Raw genomic sequence first — 17,386 nt, forward strand, 5'->3', positions numbered from 1 at the left:
CCCCTTCGGAGATCACCCATGAATTCGCGCCGCACCTTCCTCTATCGCTCCGCCGCCGCCGCGGCGCTCGTGTCCACGCCCTGGGTGGCGCGCGCGCAAGGCGCAACGCCCGTGAAGATTGGCGTGCTGCACCCGGTGACGGGCGCACTGGCGTACTCGGGGCAGCAATGCCGGCTGGGCGCGCTGCTGGCCATCGAAGACATCAACAAGGCGGGCGGCATCAAGTCGTTGGGCGGCGCGCCGCTGTCGGCGGTGTTGGGGGATGCGCAGTCGCGCCCCGAAGCGGGTTCGGCCGAAGTCGAGAAGATGAACGAGGCGGGCGTGTCGGCCATTGTGGGCGCGTATGCGTCGGCCATCTGCCTGGCCACGACGCAGACCGCCGCCAAGTACAACCTGCCGCACGTGGTGGATGTGGGGGTGGCCGACCAGATTGTGGAGCGCGGCCTGAAGAACACCTTCCGCTTCGGGCCCGGCTACCGCGCCTGTAGCGAACGCGCCATCGCCGACCTGGCCGCCTTGAACGACGCGGCTGGCAAGCCGGCCAAGACCGTCATGATCGTGCACGAGGATTCCCTGTTCGGCACCGGCACGGCGGCGCTGTTGGCGAAGTCGCTGCCGGAGCACGGCTTCGAAGTGAAGGAAGTGGTGAAGCACCCGAACCCCACGCGCGACTTCAACAACATCGTGCTGCGCATGAAGTCGGTGAATCCGGACATCGTCATTCCGGCCAACTACTACAACGAATACGCGCTGCTGCTGCGCGCCATGAAGCAGCAGAAGGTGCAGCCCAAGGCCATCTATTCGGTGCTGGGGGGCGCGGCGTCCAGCTACAAGTTCCTGAAGGAATTTCCGGACATCGCCAACGGCATCATCGACTGCAACCACTGGTTCAACCCCAAGGACCCGCGCGTGGCGCCGCTTAAGGCGCGCGTCGAAGAGAAGGGCGCGTACTTCAGCTATGAAGTGTTCATGACCTACGTTGCGGTGCAGTTGCTGGCCGATGCCATCGAGCGCGCCAAGTCCGCTGACCGCGCCGCCATCATCGACGCGCTGGCCGCCAGCACCTTCCACGACAACCTGATGCCCTATGGCCCCACAAAGTTCGTCAACGGCCAGAACACGGGCGCACAGCCGCTCTTGACGCAGGTGATCGGCGGCGACATCAAGGTGATCATCCCGGCGCAATACCGCCAGGCCGACGCCATCTTCCCGTTGAAGGCCTGAGGGCAAGCATGCTGGACCCTGCCATCCTCTTTTCGTCGGTGCTCAACGGCCTGACGACCGGCGCGGTGTACGCGCTGATCGCCCTTGGGCTGACCCTGATCTACGGGGTGCTGCACATCATCAACTTCGCCCACGGCGCCGCCCTGATGGTGGCGCTGTATGCGGTCTACCTGCTGAAAGACCGGCTGGGTATCGACCCTTACGCGGCGCTGCCGCTGGTGGTGGCCGGCATGTTCGCGCTGGGCTATGCGTTGCAGCGCTTCGTGATCAACCGCGCCAGCCACGGCAAGGACGAAAACATTCTGCTGGTGACGCTGGGGCTGGCCATCGTGCTGGAGAACCTGGCGCTGGTGTGGTTCAAGTCGGACACGCGCAGCATCGACACGGCCTACACCTTGTCTACCGTCGAGATCGGCCCCGCCATGATTGCGCTGCCCAAGGTCATCGCGTTTTGCGGCGCGCTGGCAGTGGCGGCGGTGCTGTTCTGGATCATCCGCAGCACCGACCTGGGCCGCGCCATCCGTGCCGTGGCGCGTGAAAAGCAGGGCGCCAAGCTGATGGGCATCGATGTGGAAAAGGTCTATGCGCTGTCGTTCGGTATTGGCATGGCCTGCCTGGGCGCGGCCGCCTGCTTCTTGCTGCCCGCGTACTACGTCAACCCGCAAGTGGGCAGCGGCTTCGTACTGGTGGCGTTCACGATTGTGGTGCTGGGCGGCATGGGCAGCTTTGTGGGCGCGCTCGTGGGCGGCTTGTTGATTGGCGTGGTGGAGTCCATCGGGGGCCTGTTCCTGGGCGACTCGCTGGGTCAGATGGGCATTTTCGCGATCTTCATCGCGGTGCTGCTGTTTCGCCCGCAGGGGCTGTTCGGGGCGAGGGGCTGAGCATGAACCGAGATCTTTCCGCAATTGCGTTGTTCGGGGTGGCGGTGGCCGCTTTGGCCACGTTCGCGCAGTCAGGCGTGCTGCTGACCTTTGTGATGATGTCGTTGTACGCGGCGCTGTTGTCGCAGGCCTGGAACATTCTGGGCGGCTATGGCGGCCAGCTGTCTTTCGGCCATGCGCTGTTCTTTGGCGTGGGCGCGTATGCGCAGGCGCTGGGCCAACTGAACTTAGGCATCAACCCCTGGCTGGCGCTGCCGATGGCCATTGCGCTGGGCGCACTGGTCGGCATGGCCGTGGGCGGGCTGACGTTTCGCTACGGCTTGAAGGGTTCGTACTTTGCGCTGGTGACGCTCGCCTTTGCCGAGGTGTTTCGCATCCTGGCCTTGTCGGCGTCCTTCACCGGAGGCGGGGTGGGGCTGATGGTGCCGCTGCAAGAGGGCGCGGCGAACATGCAGTTCGCGTCGCGCCGTGGCTACATCTATCTGCTGCTGGCCTTTGTGGTGCTCGCGCTGTTGGTCACCGCCTGGCTGCGTCATTCGCGCTTTGGCGCGTACCTGCAAGCAGTGCGCGACAACGAAGACGCAGCCCGCGCCATCGGCGTGAATCCGCTGCGCGTGAAGCTGGGCGGCATTGCGCTGTCGGCGGCGTTCATGAGCGCGGCGGGCGCGTTCTATGTGCAGGTGTTCCAGTACATCGACCCCGGTATTGCGTTTGGCTCGGCCGTGTCGGTCGAGGCCCTGGTGGGCGCGATCGTGGGCGGCATGGGCACGCTGTGGGGGCCGGTGCTGGGCGCGGTCGCGCTGCATGGGCTGGCCGACCTGACACGCAACCTGTTTGGCGAACTGCCGGGCATCAGCATGGTGATCTACGGCGTGGTGCTGATTCTGATCGTGATGTTCCTGCCGCGCGGCATCAGTGGCGGCGGCCAATCGCTAGGCCGCCTGTTTGGCAAGGAGCGCGCCCGTGCCTGAGATCCTGCTGCAAGCTCGCAATCTGTCGATTTCGTTTGGTGGCCTGAAGGCCGTTCAGGACGTGAACCTGGCCGTGCCGCAAGGGTCGTTGACCGCCTTGGTTGGCCCCAACGGCGCGGGCAAGACCACGCTGTTTGCGCTGCTGTCGGGTTTCTTGAAGCCCAGCGCTGGCTCGGTGCATTTTGCCGGGGAAGACATCACGGGCCGCGCACCGCACGAATCCGCGCAACTGGGCCTGACCCGCACCTTCCAGATCGTGCAGCCGTTTGGCGCGCAGACGGTGCGCCAGAACATCGCCGTGGGCGCGCATCTGCGCTTGCGTGACCGGCGGGCGGCGCTGGCCGCGGCCGAAGACGTTGCCGCACGCGTCAACCTGCAAGGGGCGCTGGACAAGCCCGCGGCCGACCTGACCGTGGCGGGCCGCAAGCGCCTGGAACTGGCCCGCGCACTGGCCACGCGGCCGCGCTTGCTGCTGCTGGACGAAGTGCTGGCTGGCCTGAACCCGAGTGAGATCGACGAGATGATTCCGGTCGTGAAAAAGCTGGTGGACGATGGCGTCACCGTATTGATGATCGAACACGTGATGCGTGCGGTGATGAGCCTGGCCGAACACGTGTGGGTGCTGGCCCAGGGCCGCTTGATTGCGTCGGGTACGCCCGGCGAAGTCACGCGCGACCCGACAGTGGTGGAAGCCTATCTGGGGCATGGCGCGGCGGCACGCCTGGCCGCGCAAGGGGCGCCGGCATGAGCGCGCTGCTGGAAGTGAGCGGCCTGCGGGCAGGCTACGGGCGCATGGAAGTGCTGCGCGGCGTGGACCTGACGGTGGGCGAAGGCGAAATTGTCGTGCTGCTGGGCAGCAACGGCGCGGGCAAATCCACGCTGAACAACACCGTGTGCGGGCTGTGCAAACCCTGGGGCGGCTCCGTCCGCTTCGACGGCCACGACCTGACCGGCCGCCACTATCGCGACGTGGTCAAGGCGGGCTTGATTCAGGTGCCTGAAGGCCGCCGCATCTTCCCGAACTTAAGCGTGCTTGAAAACCTGGAACTCGGGTCCTTCACCCGGGCGCGTGAACATCGCGCCGCAAACGTGGACAAGGTGCTGGATATCTTCCCGCGCCTGCGCGAGCGCCTGACGCAGCTGGCCGGCACCATGTCGGGCGGCGAACAGCAGATGCTGGCGATTGGCCGGGGCTTGATGGCCGAACCCCGGCTGCTGATTCTGGATGAGCCGTCGCTGGGCTTGTCGCCCTTGATGGTCGAGGAATTGTTTGGACTGATCCAGCGCCTGCACGCCGACGGGCTGGCGATTTTGCTGGTGGAGCAGAACGTAGGCCAGTCGCTGGAGACGGGGCAACGCGCCTATGTGCTGGAAAACGGGGCGGTGCGCTATAGCGGATCGTGCCCGGAACTGATGGCCAGCGACGACGTGCGCCGCGCCTATCTGGGGATGTAGCGATGTCTGCTTCTGAAGTTCATCAGCCTCAAACCCACCGGCCTCAAACCCTGGCGCAAAAGCTGATCGCCGCCGCCTGCGGCCGGCCCGCTGTCGATGAAGGCGAAATCGTGACCTGTGCCGTGGACCTGGCGATGTTCCATGATTCCAGCGGCCCCCGGCGCTTGCAGCCCATGCTGGAAGAATTGGGCGCGTCGCTGTGGGACCCGGCAAAGATCGTGCTGGTCATTGACCACTACGTGCCCGAATCCGACGACGAATCGCGCCGCATCGTCCGCATTGCGCGCGACTGGGCGGCCGGGCAGCAATTGCCGAATGTGTATGACTCCGTCGGCATCTGCCACGTGGTGGTGCCGCAGCACGGCCATATCCGGCCCGGCATGTTCTGTGTAGGCGGCGACTCGCATTCGCCCACAGGCGGCGCGTTCGGCGCCTATATGTTTGGCATCGGCAGCACCGAGATGCTGGGCGTGGCCGTTACCGGCCAGATCTGGGTCAAGGTGCCCAAGACGCTGCTGATGCGGTGGAGCGGGCGGCTGGCCGCAGGCGTCACCGCCAAGGACATGATGCTGCACATGATCGGCCGCTACGGCATGAATGGCGGGCGCTATCAGGCCGTGGAATTTTGCGGCGAGGCCGTGCGCGCGCTGTCCATGCAGGAACGCATGACCTTGTCGAACATGAGCGCCGAGCTGGGTTCGCAGGTTGGGCTGATCGCGCCTGACGACACCACGGCCGCCTATCTGCGCCAGGCCGGCGTCACGGCCGAGCTGGACCTTGCCCGTTGGCAAAGCGATGCGGGCGCGGACGCCGAATGGCACGACTTCGATGCCGCGTCGCTGGCGCCGCAAGTGGCGGCTCCGCACAGCCCGGCCAACGCGCGCGACGTGGATGAATACCCAGATGTGCCGCTGCAAGTGGCATACATCGGCGCCTGCACGGGCGCCAAGCTCGACGACTTGCGCGCCGCTGCCACCGTGTTGCGCGGACGCAAACTGGCTGCGGGCATGCGCCTGATGGTGGCGCCCGCCAGCCTTCAAGACCAGCAACTGGCGGATCAGGAAGGCGTGATGCAGGTGCTGCGCGACGCGGGCGCGGACGTGTTGGCAACGTCTTGCGGGGCTTGCGCCGGCTATGGCGGTTCCATTCCAGACGGCGCTACGGTCATCTCCACCACCGCACGCAACTTCAAAGGACGCATGGGCTCCGAGACGGCGCAGGTCTATCTGGCGTCGCCCTACACCGTGGCGGCGTCGGCGGTGGCCGGGCGCATCGCCGACCCCCGGGAGTTCATGGCATGACGGACCACACGAGTGCGCACCGCGTCTGGCGCGTGGGCGCGGACATCGACACCGACGCGCTCGCCCCGGGCGCCTTTATGAAGTTCGGCATCGACGAAATCGCGCGCCACTGCCTGCAACGCGTGCGGCCGGAATTTGCGGCGCAGGTGCAGCCGGGCGACGTGCTGGTGGCCGGACCCAACTTCGGCATCGGCTCATCCCGCGAGCAGGCCGCCGCCGCCTTGGTGCGCCTGGGCGTGGCCGCCGTCATCGCGCCGTCGTTCAACGGCTTGTACTTTCGCAACGCCTTCAACGTGGGCTTGCTGCTGCTGACGTGCCCGCAAGCGGAAGCGCTGGCGGACGGCGAACGCATCACGTTCGACGCCACCGCCGGGCGCGTCGGCCGCGAGCAGGGCGGCACACATTCTGAATTGCACTGCGAGACCGTTCCCGCCTTCCTGATGGACATGGTGCGGGCCGGCGGACTGCTGAATCTGCTGAAACAGCGTCAAACCTCTTAGGAAGAACACCATGCTTGATCCCGTCACCCTGGCGGTCCTGAAGGGCCGTCTGGAACAGATTGCCGATGAGATGGACGCGACGCTGTACCGCAGCGCGTTCAACCCCATCATTGCCGAGGCCCACGACGCCTGCCACGGTATGTACGACGCGGCCACGGGCGCCACCCTGATCCAGGGCAAGTCTGGCTTGCCCGTCTTTGTGGGCGCGATGGCCTTCGCCGTGAAGGCCGCCGCCAAGGTGGCGGCCGAGCGCGGCGGCATGGTGGAAGGAGACGTCTGGCTGTTTAACGACCCCTACGAAGGCGGCACGCACGCCAATGATTTCAAGCTGGTGCGTCCGGTGTTCCGCGGCGGCCAGCTGTTCTGCTTTCTGGCGTCCGCCGCGCATTGGCACGATGTGGGCGGCGCGGTGCCGGGCAACTACAACCCGGCGGCCACCGAATGCTGGCAGGAAGCCGTGCAGATTCCGCCCGTGCGTATCGTGCGCGCGGGCGTCCTGGACCTGGACGTGCTGGCCATCCTGAAGGCCAACACCCGCTTGCCCGACAGCCTGTGGGGCGACCTGAATGGCCAACTGGCCGCGCTGGAATTGGGCGCCGGCCGCTTGGATGGCCTGCTGGATGAGTACGGCGACGCCATCGTGCTGGAATCCCTGGACACCTTGCGCGAGCGCGCGCGCCGCTTGATGCGTGACCACATCGCGCAGCTGCCCGACGGCGAATACGCGTTCGAGGACATGCTGGACAACGACGGCGTGCGCGACGTGGCGCTGCGCATCGCGCTCACGCTGAAGATCGCGGGCGACCGGCTGACGCTGGATTTCACCGGCACGTCGCCCGCCTGCGCGGGCCCCGTCAATATTTCGCGCGCCACCGCCATTGCCGCGTGCTACGTGGCGCTGAAGCACCTGTTCCCGGATGTGCCGGCCAATGCGGGCGTGCTGGACGCGGTGGACGTGGTGTTGCCCGATGGCCTGGTCATCTCGGCCGACCGGCCGCGTCCGGTGGGCGGCTACACCGAAACCATTCTGCGCATGATCGACGTGATCTTCTGCGCGATGGCGCAAGCCGCGCCCGAACGCGCCATGGCGCAGGCTTACGGCACGATCAACGCGCTGTCCATTGCCGGCTATCGCAGCGATGCGGCACGCAAGGGCCAGCGCTGGGTGATGTTCAGTTTCTTTGGCGGCGGCCACGGCGGCCATTCCGATGGCGATGGCCTGAGCCACGGCAACGCGCCGATCTCCACCGCCACCATTCCGCCGCTGGAAATCCTTGAGGCCGCCTATCCCGTGCGCTTCACGCAATGGGCGTTGCGGCCGGACTCGGCGGGCGACGGGGCGCATCGCGGCGGCTTGGGCGCCATCTACGAAATTGAATTGTTGGAAGACAGCGCCGAGGCGTTCATCTTTGGTGAGCGCGGGCGCAGCGCGCCCAAGGGCATCGCGGGCGGCGGCCAGGCCGCGCTGAACGTATTCCGCTATCAGCAGGACGGGCAATGGCGCACGCCGCCCATGAGTTCAAAAATGCTGGGCATCCAGTTGCAGCGCGGCGACCGCGTGCGGCTGGAGACGCCGGGCGGGGGCGGGTATGGCGACCCCGCCGGCCGCAGCACGGCGGCGCGTGAGCATGATCGCAAGATGGGCTATGTGGGCGATATCGCCCACAACAAGAAGGAGCAGTTGGCATGAGCGCGGCAGATCAAACACCCACTCAAGGATTGGTCGTCGGTGTGGACGTGGGCGGCACGTTTACGGACCTGTTCGTGCTGGACGAGGCCGGCGGCACGGCGCGTGTCGTCAAGGTGCCGTCCACGCGCGGCGAAGAAGCGCGCGGCTTCATGAACGGCATTGCTCGTGTGGCGGATGGCGCGGGCGCCATCGCCACCATCGTGCACGGCACCACCGTTGGCACCAACGCGCTGCTGGAGCGCAAAGTGGCGCGCACGGGCATCATCACCACGGCGGGCTTTCGCGACGTGCTGGAAATGCGCCGCCGCGATCGTCCTCAAACCTGGGGCCTGCGCGGCAACTACGAGCCGGTGGTTTCGCGTGACCTGCGCCTGGAAGTCAGCGAGCGCGTGCTGGCCGACGGCACGGTGCATACGCCGGTGGACCTGGACCAGGTCGAGGCGGCGGCGCGGTCGTTGCTGGAGCAGGGCTGCGAAGCGGTGTGCGTGTTCTTCGTGAATGCGTATGCGAACCCGGTCAACGAAGCGCAGGCCGTGGCCCGGGTGCGCGCGATCTGGCCGAACAGCCATGTCACTGCGGCGACTGAAGTGCTGCCCGAAATCCGCGAATTTGAACGTTGCTCCACCGCCGTGCTGAACGCCGCGTTGCAGCCGGTGGTGGGCAGCTATCTGACCCGTCTGGAGTCCGACCTGCGCGAGCACGGCTTCGAGGGCGAACTGCTGGTGGTGCAGAGCAACGGCGGCGTGATGTCGCGGCAGACGGCGTGCGATGTGCCGGTGCGCACCGCACTGTCAGGGCCGGCGGCGGGCGTGATCGCCTGCGCGGCGATTGCGCGCGCGTCTGGCTTTCCCAACGTCGTCACCGGGGATATGGGCGGCACGTCATTCGATGTGTCGCTGGTGGCGGGCGGCGAAGCCTCGCTGTCCGCGCAAACCGTGATCGACTTTGGCATGGTCGTGCGCGCGCCGATGATTCAGATCGAAACCATCGGCGCGGGCGGCGGTTCAATCGCCAGCGTGGATGCGGGCGGCCTGTTGCAGGTCGGCCCCGAATCCGCGGGCAGCAACCCCGGCCCGGCTTGCTATGGCCGGGGCAACACCCGCCCCACCGTCACCGACGCCAACGTGCTGCTGGGCCGCATTTCGGCAGACCGCCCGCTGGGTGGCGGCCTGCTGGCCACGATGAACGTGGCGCTGGCGCGCGCCGCCATCGACGAGCACGTCGCCAAGCCGCTGGGCCTGGACGTACACGCCGCGGCCGAGGCCATCCTGACGGTGGCCAACGCCAAGATGGCGGGCGCCATTCGCGTGGTGTCGATTGAACGCGGGCACGATCCGCGCAAGTTCGCCTACATGCCGTTCGGCGGCGGCGGCGCGCTGCACGTGTGCGCCATGATGAATGAAGTCGACGCAGCCCACGGCATCGTGCCGCGCTACCCGGGCGTGACGTCTGCGCTGGGTTGCGTCATGGCCGACATGCGGCACGACGGCGTGCAGACGCTGAACACGGCGCTGGATGCGCTGGATACCGAGGATCTTGTCGCGCGCATCGACGGCTTGGCGGCGGCTTGCCAGGAACGGTTGGACTCGGCAGGCGTGGCCTTTGAGGGCATCCGTGAAAGCATCGAGCTGGACATGCTGTACGTGGGCCAAAGCCACACCGTGCGCGTGGAGGTCACGCGCGATGCATTGACACGCCCGGGCATTGCGGCCGCCTTCGAACGCGCCTACCGCGCGGCGTTTGGCCGAACCTTGAGCGGCATTGCCGTGCGCATTCTGAACCTGCGCTATGCCCGCATTGGCCAGCGTCCCAAGTTTGACCTGTCGCTGCTGGCGCCGACCTGCCAGGACATGCCCGCAGCGCTGGGTACGCAACACGTCTTTCACGCTGGGCACTGGCACGACGCCGTGCGCTATGCGCGCCTGGACTTGCCGGTAGGCGCCGAGGTGCCGGGCCCCGCCATTCTTGAGCAGCCGGACACCACCATCTGGATCGAACCCGGCTTTGCCGGCCGCGTCGATGCGCTGGGCAATCTGCTGATCAGCCGTCAAGACGCCTAGGAGACCACCATGCATCCCTTGGACCCTCGCACGACGGCATTGCTCATCGTCGATCTGCAAAACGATTTTCTGACGCCGGGCGGCGCGTATGACCGGGGCGGCGCCGTCAGCCGCGAGGCGCGCGTCTTGCCGGCCCGCGTGGCGCCGGTTGCCCGCGCGGTCAAGGCGCATGGCGGCTTGGTGGCCGCCAGCCTGTTCACCTTGTGGCCTGATGCGCATGGCGAACCCATGATCTCGCCGCATCTGAAGCAGTTACGCCCGTTCCTCGCGAAAGGCGATTTCGCCGCCGGGTCGCGCGGTCAGGCCAACGTGGCCGAGCTGGACGGGCTGGTGGACGTGTCGGTCTGGAAGGTGGCGTATTCGGCGTTCTTCAATACGCAGTTGGACTGGGTGCTGCGCCGCGCGGGTGTGTCCAGCGTGGTCATCGCCGGCATCGTCACCAACGGTGGTGTGGCCAGCACGGCGCGCGATGCTCACATGCGCGACTATCACGTGACGGTGCTGGCCGACGGCTGCGCCGCGCCCACGCCTGCCATGCACGATGCCGCGCTGGCTGACTTGCGCACGGTGGCCGACATCACCACCTGCCAGGGCTTTATGGACCGGCTAGCAGGATGAGCGCACCCGTCGTCAAACAGGGCAAGCCAGATGCCGCGTCCCACGCGGACGCCATGCATGTGCCCGTGCTCATCATCGGCGCGGGCGCTTGCGGGCTGACCGCCGCGTTGCGGCTGGCGGAAGCTGGCATTGAAACGGTATTGATCGAGCGCGACGCCACGCCCAGCGGGTCGACGGCGCTGTCTTCGGGCTTCATTCCGGCGGCGGGTTCCGCCGTGCAGCGCGCGGCCGGCATCGATGACGACGCCGCGCGCTTTGCGGCCGACATCCAGGCCAAGGCGCACGGCACGGCCGCGCCGCATCTGGTGGCCGCCTACACCGGCGCAGCCGCCGCGGCCATGGACGCGTTGGCGCGCCATGGTTTGGCGTTCGACGTGCTGGACGGCTTTCTCTACCCCGGTCACGCCGCGCGCCGCATGCACACGTTGCCGGAACGCACAGGCCAGGCGCTGGTGGCCGCACTGGAACGCGCCGCGACCACGGCGGGCGCGATGTTGCTGACGCGAGCACTCGCCCGCGACATCTGGGTCGATGACGACGGCCGCGTGACCGCTGTCGGATGCGAACGGCCCGATGGCTCGATGGATGTGATCGGCTGCGACGTGCTGCTGCTGGCCTGCAACGGCTTTGGCGGCAACACGGCCATGGTGGCCGAGCATCTGCCCGCCATGCGCGAGGCCGTCTACGGCGGCCATGTCGGCAACGACGGCAGCGCCATCGCATGGGGCAGGCAGTTGGGCGCACGGCTGGCGGATTTGGGCGGCTACCAGGGGCATGGTTCCTGGGCAACGCCGCAAGGGGCGCTGATCTCGTGGGCCGTGATGATGGACGGCGGCGTGCAGATCAACGCGCGCGGCCAGCGCTTTCATGACGAGACGCACGGCTATTCCGAAGCCGCCGTCCACGTGCTGGCGCAGCCGGGCGGCGTGGCCTGGAATGTGTTCGACGACCGCACGCTGGCGTTGGCGCGCGGTTTTCCGGATTTCGTTGCGGCTGAAGCGGGCCACGCCGTCAAGACGTGCGCCGGCCTGGCCGAACTGGCCGCGCTGATCGGATGCGACATGGAGACATTGCGTCGAACCTTGGAAGGGGTCCGTCCGAATGCAACGGATTCCGACCCGGACCTGGGCAGTGACTCGGGCGTTGACTCGGGCATTAACTCGGGCAATGGGTCGGGCAGCGGTTCGGGCAGCGGCTCGGGCAGTGAGCCGAACGCTGACCCTGACCCACACAGCCGCCGTTTCGAACGCAGCCTGCAAGCGCCGTATCACGCCATCAAGGTCACGGGCGCGCTGTTCCATACGCAAGGCGGGCTGGATATCGATGCGCAATGCCGCGTGCTGAATCACGACGGCCAACCGCTGCCCAACCTGCTGGCCGCGGGCGGCGCGGCGCGCGGCGTGTCGGGCAACGACGTGTCGGGCTATCTGTCCGGCAACGGACTGCTTAGTGCAGTGGCGGGCGGCCATATTGCCGCCGCCACCGCGGCCGCGCTGCTTCACCGCACGCTTGTACAGGAATCTTCATGATGCAACCTTTGAACGCGCACTTGGCCACAGGCGCCGTGTTGGCGCCCGGCGTCTACGACCCCTTGTCGGCATTGATCGCCGAGCAGGCAGGCTTTTCCGCTTTGTATTTGTCGGGCGCGTCAATCGCCTACACCCGGCTGGGCCGCTCGGACATCGGGCTGACCACCTATTCGGAAATTGAAGACACGCTGGCCCGAATCACCGAACGCGTGGCCACGCCGGTCATCGTGGATGCCGATACGGGCTTCGGCAACGCGTTGAACACGCAACGCACCGTGCGCGGTTTCGAACGCGCAGGGGCCGCGATGATCCAGCTGGAAGACCAGACGTTTCCCAAACGGTGCGGCCATCTGGACGGCAAGACGGTGATCCCCGCCTCTGAGATGTGCGGCAAGCTGCGCGCGGCGGTGGATGCGCGGGCGTCGTCGTCCACGTTGATCCTGGCGCGCACCGATGCGCTGGCCGTCGACGGATTGAACGCCGCGTTGGACCGGGCCGAAGCTTATCTGGAAGCGGGCGCCGACGCGTTGTTCATCGAAGCCTTGCGCACCCCTGAACAGATGCAGGCGGCCTGCGCTCGCTTTGCCGCCCGCGTGCCGCTATTGGCCAACATGGTCGAAGGCGGCAAGACGCCAGTCCAGAGCGCTGACGCATTGACCGCGCTGGGCTTTCGCATCGTCATCTTCCCGGGTGGCACGGCACGCGCCGTGGCGCACACCTTGCAGGGCTACTACGGCAGCCTGCGCCAGCACGGCACGACGGCGCCGTGGAAGGATCAGATGCTGGATTTCGACGGCTTGAACGCCGTGATCGGCACGCCGGAATTGCTGGAGCAAGGGCGGCGTTACGAAGGGTAGACAGGCAAGGGTACGACTGCACCCCTTGGTGTCCGGCCCTGGCATCAGCCGCAGTGCGGTCTTATTCCTGATGGCCTAAGCGCGCTGCCTTGTTGATGTCGAAGGCGCCAGCATTTCGCTCGCGCCTTCGCCCGCGGCATGCTCAGAAATTCGTCGCAGGCAATGCATTTCGCCGATCAACGGCGCTAACATGGATTCGCTGCGACCACTCGGCCAACTATTGTGCTGGCCGGGCAAGCGCTGTCTGTGCTGGACGAAGACGGCGGTATCGGCACGAGGGGGCAAAATGACTAGAAGAATTCGGGTCTCCATCCTTGCTGTGTTGCTGCTGATCTTGACGCCCGCGCTTTGTGCCGCGGCGGACGACGCGCGTTCGGAAGCGGCGTCGCTTGAACTGGCGTTGGAGACGGCGCCGGTCGAGATCGACGGGCAAGTGCTGTTCAAGGTCCGGGGGCTGTCCTCTTTTCCTGCCGGTAAGCGCGCCGAGGCCATCACCGAGCGTATCAAGAACGCGGCGGCGGATGCCTCGTTGGCAAGCGCCGATCTCCGAACCGACACCGTTGGGAACGGGACGGTGATCATGGCGGGCAAGAACCCGTTGATCATTGTGAGCGACGCGGACGCCCAGCTTGAACAGACCACCCGCGACAATCTTGCGGCGTTGCACTTGCTGCGAATCAAACAAGCCATTGACGAATTCCGGGCGGCGCGCCGAGCCGACACGTTGCTCAAGGCTGGCCTTTACTGCGCCGGGGCTACGGTCCTGCTGGCGCTGGTCATTGCCGTGTTGCTCTTGCTTAACCGGTGGCTGGACAAGGCGGTATCCAAGCTGTTGAAGAGTCGTGTCAAGGCGGTCGATATCCAGTCTTTTGAGATTCTGCGTTCAGACACCATTTGGAAGGCATTGCACGGCCTGGTGCTGGCGATTGGTGTCGTGACCGTGGTGGCATCGGTGTATGTGTACCTGCAATACGTGCTTGCGCTCTTTCCCTGGACCCGGTCCCTGTCCAACGGCCTGTTGAACGTGGCCACTGACACCGCCGAGAATCTGGGAAAATCCGCGGCGGCAGTGATCCCGGACATTCTTATCCTTGTCCTCATCTTCTACCTGGCACGGTTTGCCCTGCGGCGGGTCAGGCATTTCTTCGATGCGGTTGAGCACAAGCGCGTGACGTTTGCGCAGTTCGAGCCGGAATGGGGCATGCCCACGTACAAGCTGGTCCGGGTGCTGATTCTGGCCTTCGCGTTCATCGTCGCGTACCCCTATATTCCCGGCTCTGAAACGGCGGCGTTCAAGGGCATTTCGATTTTCATTGGCCTGGTCATATCGCTGGGCTCATCGACGGCGATTTCGAACTTTATCGCCGGCTATCTCATGACGTATCGACGGGTGTTCAAGGTGGGGGACCGGGTCAAAGTGGGTGACGTGATCGGCGAAGTCGTCTCCGTTCGCCTTCAGGTGACCCATATTCGGACGAACAAGAACGAGGAAATCACAATTCCGAATTCCCAGATCCTGAACAGTGACGTCACCAACTACAGTTCGCTGGCCAGCACCCAAGGGCTGATTCTTCACACCACGGTCGGCATCGGCTATGAGACCCCGTGGCGTCAGGTGGAAGCCATGTTGTGCGCCGCGGCTGAGCGGACGGCGGTCGTGCTTACCGATCCCAAGCCCTTCATCCTGCTGACCAAATTAGGAGACTTTGCGGTTACCTATGAACTGAATGTGTATGTCCGCGATACGCAGAGAATTGCCAAGATCTATGCAGATCTGCACCGCCATATCCTGGATGTTTTCAACGAATACGGCGTGCAAATCATGACCCCCGCCTACGAAGGAGATCCCGACGTGCCGAAGGTGGTGGCGCCGGAACAGTGGTATTCGGCGCCGGCGGCGCCGGATAAGAGCACCGAACGCTAAACGATGAACCGTCACCATCAGGCGTGTTCTGCGGTGGCCGCTCGCGGTGGTTGATCCTTGTCAATAATTTGACCAGTCAGGCTGTATTCGCCGCGCACACGTTCGTGCGGGGTCGATAAAATTCAGTTAAGCCGTCAGAAGTAGGCACGCGATGTCTGGGAGCGAGACACCATGATCGAAATGAGAGCGATCCCGCCTAATGAGTACGTCAAGCTGATTAATAGCCTTAATGGGCAGGCGCATCCTGGCCGTGGTCGACGTCTGGTCACCTACACGGTCACCGGGATGAACCTGGACCAGCGCACGCACCTCAATATTCCCCGCAACGCGCTGTCTGCGTCGGCGTCGTCAATTATTGAGTTGCGGCAGCGCGGCGTATTCTGTTTTCCCATCCTTGCCCCGCTTGATGAGGACCGCCCCGTTGCCTCCAAAACGCGAATGCGAAAGCTCAGCTAGTGATGCCGGTTGTCGGCGAAGGGCGTTGCAGAAAGGTGTCCTGGTACTTGTGAACCGCCCCTTCAAGCGTCTGGAACAGACGCTCTGCGCCTAGCGTTTCGCCCAGCGGTGACCGCCTGACCGTTGCAAGCACGCCGGGGGTCAGGTTCGCCAGCCACAGCGAGACGCCGTCGCGGCTCAGCCGGCTCTCCGCCTCGCTCATTCTCTTCAGCGCGGTGTATTCGATGTCGAACACACTGCCCATATCCAGCACGACGACATTGGGCCGCGTCGTGGCGATCCACTGCGTGATCTTCCGGCCGATGTTGTCTGCATTCGCAAAGAATATGCGTCCCTCGGGCCGAAGCAGCAGAAGGCCTGCAAGCGCCTCATCGTCGGGGTGATCGGGGGACGCAGGCCGGTACAGGTTCGTGTGCGGCTTGCGCAGCAGCCGGTGCAGGGGAGGGTTGGACACTTGATGGGCCAGGGCGGCCAGCGACACGATGATGGCCACCAGAATGCCTTGCAGCGTGCCAAGCAGCACCACCCCGGCCAGTGCAACCAGCGCCCAGACCAGCTCGGTGCGCCGCACCCTGGCAATCGCTTTGAACTCAGCCGGATTGAACAGGCCAACCGAATACATGATGACGACCGCCGCCAAGGTGGTGTGCGGCATCATGCCAATCAAGGGGGCCAATAGCAGCATGACTCCCAGCGTGACGGCGGCCGTGACGCAACCGGCTGCTTGCGTGCAGGCGCCGGCGCGCCGATTCACTGCGGTTTGGCTGGTGCCGCCGCCCGCAGGCATGGCGCCGAAGAGGGCGCCGCCTACATTCGAAAAGCCCGTGGCGATCAATTCCCGATTGGCGTCGGGCAAGGCCTCGCCCACTTTCGCAAAGGCGCGTCCGGCGGCGATCGTCTCGGTGAAACTCATCAACGCAATGCCAAGGGCCATGGGCCAGAGCTGACCGATCAACGCAGCGTCCGGCAGGGTCAACGACGGTAAGCCCGTGGGTACCGCGCCCACCGTCTGCACGCCAAGATCACTCAGGCCGAACAGGCTGGCGGCCGCGATGGCGATGGCGACGGTCACCAGCGGTGCAGGGACGCGCGGCATGCCGCGTTCAAGCACAAGGAGCAGGACCAACGTGATGGCGCCGACGACGGCTGTGGCGATTGAGAGGTGCGGAAGCCCTTGCAGAATGGACAGGGCGTTCGATAGAAACGAGCCCTTCGGGAAGTGGATGCCGAGCAGCTTGGGCACCTGATCAACCACGATCACAATCGCAATGCCCGCCTTGAATCCGGTCAATACGGGCTCGGAAATAAAGTTGGCCAGGTATCCCAACCGAAAGAGCGACGCCGCGATCAGCACGATGCCCACCAGCAGCGCAAGCGTCGCGGTCGCAATCAGAAGTTGAGCGGGCTCTCCGCCAGGCACGGCGCGATCCAGCGCGGTTGCGGTAAGAATGGCCAGCGTGGTGGTGGTGCTGACACTGAGCGGCCGGGACGTGCCAAGGAAGGCATACACGATCATCGGCACGAACGCGGTATAGAGCCCCACCTGCACCGGTAAGCCTGCAACGGTGGCATAGGCAAGGGACTTGGGAATGACCACGGCTGCCGCCGTCAGCCCCGCCGTGACGTCCTTCACCATCCACTGCTTGTCGTAATGGCGTAACCATTCAGGCAGGGCAAGGTGCGGCCGGCGTCTAGATTTTCCCGGCGCTTCGATTTTCATGGCGGGCCTCCGGGAGCCACCACCTGATGCTGCCGATGCTGGCAGCTGAATTTGATTGTGATCCCGGGCAACGCGTGACGTCCATGATGATCCCGGCGAAAAGGCGTAAGAATCGAACCGGCGCGTTCAAGCTCGCTGTCGCATTCGGCTTGGCGTGATGACGATTCATCGCGTTCTTCGTTTGCGGGGACTGACGGTAT

General features: G+C 65.4%; 15 protein-coding genes. 14 read left to right on the forward strand and 1 reads right to left on the reverse strand.

Going from position 1 to position 17,386, the window contains the following annotated elements; translation table 11 throughout:
* Nucleotides 1–18 precede the first annotated feature (18 nt).
* From AC1DSJ_RS07755 to AC1DSJ_RS07820, 14 genes are all read left to right on the forward strand, one after another.
* Nucleotides 19–1,224: an ABC transporter substrate-binding protein gene (locus AC1DSJ_RS07755; RefSeq protein WP_054426059.1), complete on the forward strand. Its 1,206-nt coding sequence runs from the start codon at nucleotides 19–21 to the stop codon at nucleotides 1,222–1,224.
* A gap of 8 nt (nucleotides 1,225–1,232) precedes the next feature.
* Nucleotides 1,233–2,105, forward strand: a complete 873-nt coding sequence (locus tag AC1DSJ_RS07760; protein WP_054426057.1) for a branched-chain amino acid ABC transporter permease — start codon at nucleotides 1,233–1,235, stop codon at nucleotides 2,103–2,105.
* 2 nt (nucleotides 2,106–2,107) lie between these two features.
* Nucleotides 2,108–3,076, forward strand: a complete 969-nt coding sequence (locus AC1DSJ_RS07765) for a branched-chain amino acid ABC transporter permease (RefSeq protein ID WP_175168391.1) — start codon at nucleotides 2,108–2,110, stop codon at nucleotides 3,074–3,076.
* Nucleotides 3,069–3,824: an ABC transporter ATP-binding protein gene (locus tag AC1DSJ_RS07770; RefSeq protein ID WP_342068032.1), complete on the forward strand. Its 756-nt coding sequence runs from the start codon at nucleotides 3,069–3,071 to the stop codon at nucleotides 3,822–3,824. Before AC1DSJ_RS07765 ends, AC1DSJ_RS07770 begins: the two co-directional genes overlap by 8 nt.
* On the forward strand, nucleotides 3,821–4,531 hold the full coding sequence (locus AC1DSJ_RS07775) for an ABC transporter ATP-binding protein (RefSeq protein ID WP_054426051.1): 711 nt from the start codon (nucleotides 3,821–3,823) through the stop codon (nucleotides 4,529–4,531). The genes AC1DSJ_RS07770 and AC1DSJ_RS07775 overlap by 4 nt, the downstream gene beginning before the upstream one ends.
* A gap of 2 nt (nucleotides 4,532–4,533) precedes the next feature.
* Nucleotides 4,534–5,832: a 3-isopropylmalate dehydratase large subunit gene (locus tag AC1DSJ_RS07780; protein WP_441371234.1), complete on the forward strand. Its 1,299-nt coding sequence runs from the start codon at nucleotides 4,534–4,536 to the stop codon at nucleotides 5,830–5,832.
* A complete protein-coding gene (locus tag AC1DSJ_RS07785) occupies nucleotides 5,829–6,332 on the forward strand; it encodes a LeuD/DmdB family oxidoreductase small subunit (protein WP_441371235.1) in 504 nt (167 codons plus the stop codon). The genes AC1DSJ_RS07780 and AC1DSJ_RS07785 overlap by 4 nt, the downstream gene beginning before the upstream one ends.
* 10 nt (nucleotides 6,333–6,342) lie before the next feature.
* The gene (locus AC1DSJ_RS07790; RefSeq protein ID WP_441371236.1) at nucleotides 6,343–8,022 is read left to right on the forward strand and encodes a hydantoinase B/oxoprolinase family protein; all 1,680 of its coding nucleotides are present in this window, start codon (nucleotides 6,343–6,345) and stop codon (nucleotides 8,020–8,022) included.
* Entirely contained in the window at nucleotides 8,019–10,082 is a 2,064-nt protein-coding gene (locus tag AC1DSJ_RS07795) for a hydantoinase/oxoprolinase family protein (protein ID WP_441371237.1), read from the forward strand. Before AC1DSJ_RS07790 ends, AC1DSJ_RS07795 begins: the two co-directional genes overlap by 4 nt.
* 9 nt (nucleotides 10,083–10,091) lie before the next feature.
* Complete coding sequence (locus AC1DSJ_RS07800; RefSeq protein WP_441371238.1) at nucleotides 10,092–10,700, forward strand: cysteine hydrolase family protein; 609 nt, start codon at nucleotides 10,092–10,094, stop codon at nucleotides 10,698–10,700.
* Nucleotides 10,697–12,229 (forward strand): FAD-dependent oxidoreductase, encoded by a 1,533-nt coding sequence (locus tag AC1DSJ_RS07805; RefSeq protein ID WP_441371239.1) that lies wholly within the window; start codon nucleotides 10,697–10,699, stop codon nucleotides 12,227–12,229. Before AC1DSJ_RS07800 ends, AC1DSJ_RS07805 begins: the two co-directional genes overlap by 4 nt.
* Entirely contained in the window at nucleotides 12,226–13,086 is an 861-nt protein-coding gene (locus AC1DSJ_RS07810; protein WP_441371240.1) for an isocitrate lyase/PEP mutase family protein, read from the forward strand. The genes AC1DSJ_RS07805 and AC1DSJ_RS07810 overlap by 4 nt, the downstream gene beginning before the upstream one ends.
* A gap of 190 nt (nucleotides 13,087–13,276) precedes the next feature.
* Nucleotides 13,277–15,010 (forward strand): mechanosensitive ion channel family protein, encoded by a 1,734-nt coding sequence (locus AC1DSJ_RS07815; RefSeq protein ID WP_254600379.1) that lies wholly within the window; start codon nucleotides 13,277–13,279, stop codon nucleotides 15,008–15,010.
* A 171-nt stretch (nucleotides 15,011–15,181) separates the two neighbouring features.
* The gene (locus AC1DSJ_RS07820; RefSeq protein WP_175168397.1) at nucleotides 15,182–15,466 is read left to right on the forward strand and encodes a hypothetical protein; all 285 of its coding nucleotides are present in this window, start codon (nucleotides 15,182–15,184) and stop codon (nucleotides 15,464–15,466) included.
* On the opposite strand, the gene AC1DSJ_RS07825 is transcribed toward AC1DSJ_RS07820, so the two are convergent.
* The gene (locus AC1DSJ_RS07825; protein ID WP_441371241.1) at nucleotides 15,459–17,186 is read right to left on the reverse strand and encodes a SulP family inorganic anion transporter; all 1,728 of its coding nucleotides are present in this window, start codon (nucleotides 17,184–17,186) and stop codon (nucleotides 15,459–15,461) included. The genes AC1DSJ_RS07820 and AC1DSJ_RS07825 overlap by 8 nt on opposite strands.
* Nucleotides 17,187–17,386: the final 200 nt, after the last annotated feature.

This window comes from Achromobacter sp. 01N37 (assembly GCF_056399725.1).

What these genes read in the sequence shown, in the direction of transcription:
- AC1DSJ_RS07825 (WP_441371241.1), bottom strand. Translation starts at nt 17,186, where the DNA reads ATGAAAATCGAAGCGCCGGGAAAATCTAGACGCCGGCCGCACCTTGCC.
- AC1DSJ_RS07780 (WP_441371234.1), top strand. Translation starts at nt 4,534, where the DNA reads ATGTCTGCTTCTGAAGTTCATCAGCCTCAAACCCACCGGCCTCAAACC.
- AC1DSJ_RS07805 (WP_441371239.1), top strand. Translation starts at nt 10,697, where the DNA reads ATGAGCGCACCCGTCGTCAAACAGGGCAAGCCAGATGCCGCGTCCCAC.
- AC1DSJ_RS07810 (WP_441371240.1), top strand. Translation starts at nt 12,226, where the DNA reads ATGATGCAACCTTTGAACGCGCACTTGGCCACAGGCGCCGTGTTGGCG.
- AC1DSJ_RS07785 (WP_441371235.1), top strand. Translation starts at nt 5,829, where the DNA reads ATGACGGACCACACGAGTGCGCACCGCGTCTGGCGCGTGGGCGCGGAC.
- AC1DSJ_RS07790 (WP_441371236.1), top strand. Translation starts at nt 6,343, where the DNA reads ATGCTTGATCCCGTCACCCTGGCGGTCCTGAAGGGCCGTCTGGAACAG.
- AC1DSJ_RS07760 (WP_054426057.1), top strand. Translation starts at nt 1,233, where the DNA reads ATGCTGGACCCTGCCATCCTCTTTTCGTCGGTGCTCAACGGCCTGACG.
- AC1DSJ_RS07800 (WP_441371238.1), top strand. Translation starts at nt 10,092, where the DNA reads ATGCATCCCTTGGACCCTCGCACGACGGCATTGCTCATCGTCGATCTG.
- AC1DSJ_RS07775 (WP_054426051.1), top strand. Translation starts at nt 3,821, where the DNA reads ATGAGCGCGCTGCTGGAAGTGAGCGGCCTGCGGGCAGGCTACGGGCGC.
- AC1DSJ_RS07765 (WP_175168391.1), top strand. Translation starts at nt 2,108, where the DNA reads ATGAACCGAGATCTTTCCGCAATTGCGTTGTTCGGGGTGGCGGTGGCC.
- AC1DSJ_RS07795 (WP_441371237.1), top strand. Translation starts at nt 8,019, where the DNA reads ATGAGCGCGGCAGATCAAACACCCACTCAAGGATTGGTCGTCGGTGTG.
- AC1DSJ_RS07755 (WP_054426059.1), top strand. Translation starts at nt 19, where the DNA reads ATGAATTCGCGCCGCACCTTCCTCTATCGCTCCGCCGCCGCCGCGGCG.
- AC1DSJ_RS07815 (WP_254600379.1), top strand. Translation starts at nt 13,277, where the DNA reads ATGGATTCGCTGCGACCACTCGGCCAACTATTGTGCTGGCCGGGCAAG.
- AC1DSJ_RS07820 (WP_175168397.1), top strand. Translation starts at nt 15,182, where the DNA reads ATGATCGAAATGAGAGCGATCCCGCCTAATGAGTACGTCAAGCTGATT.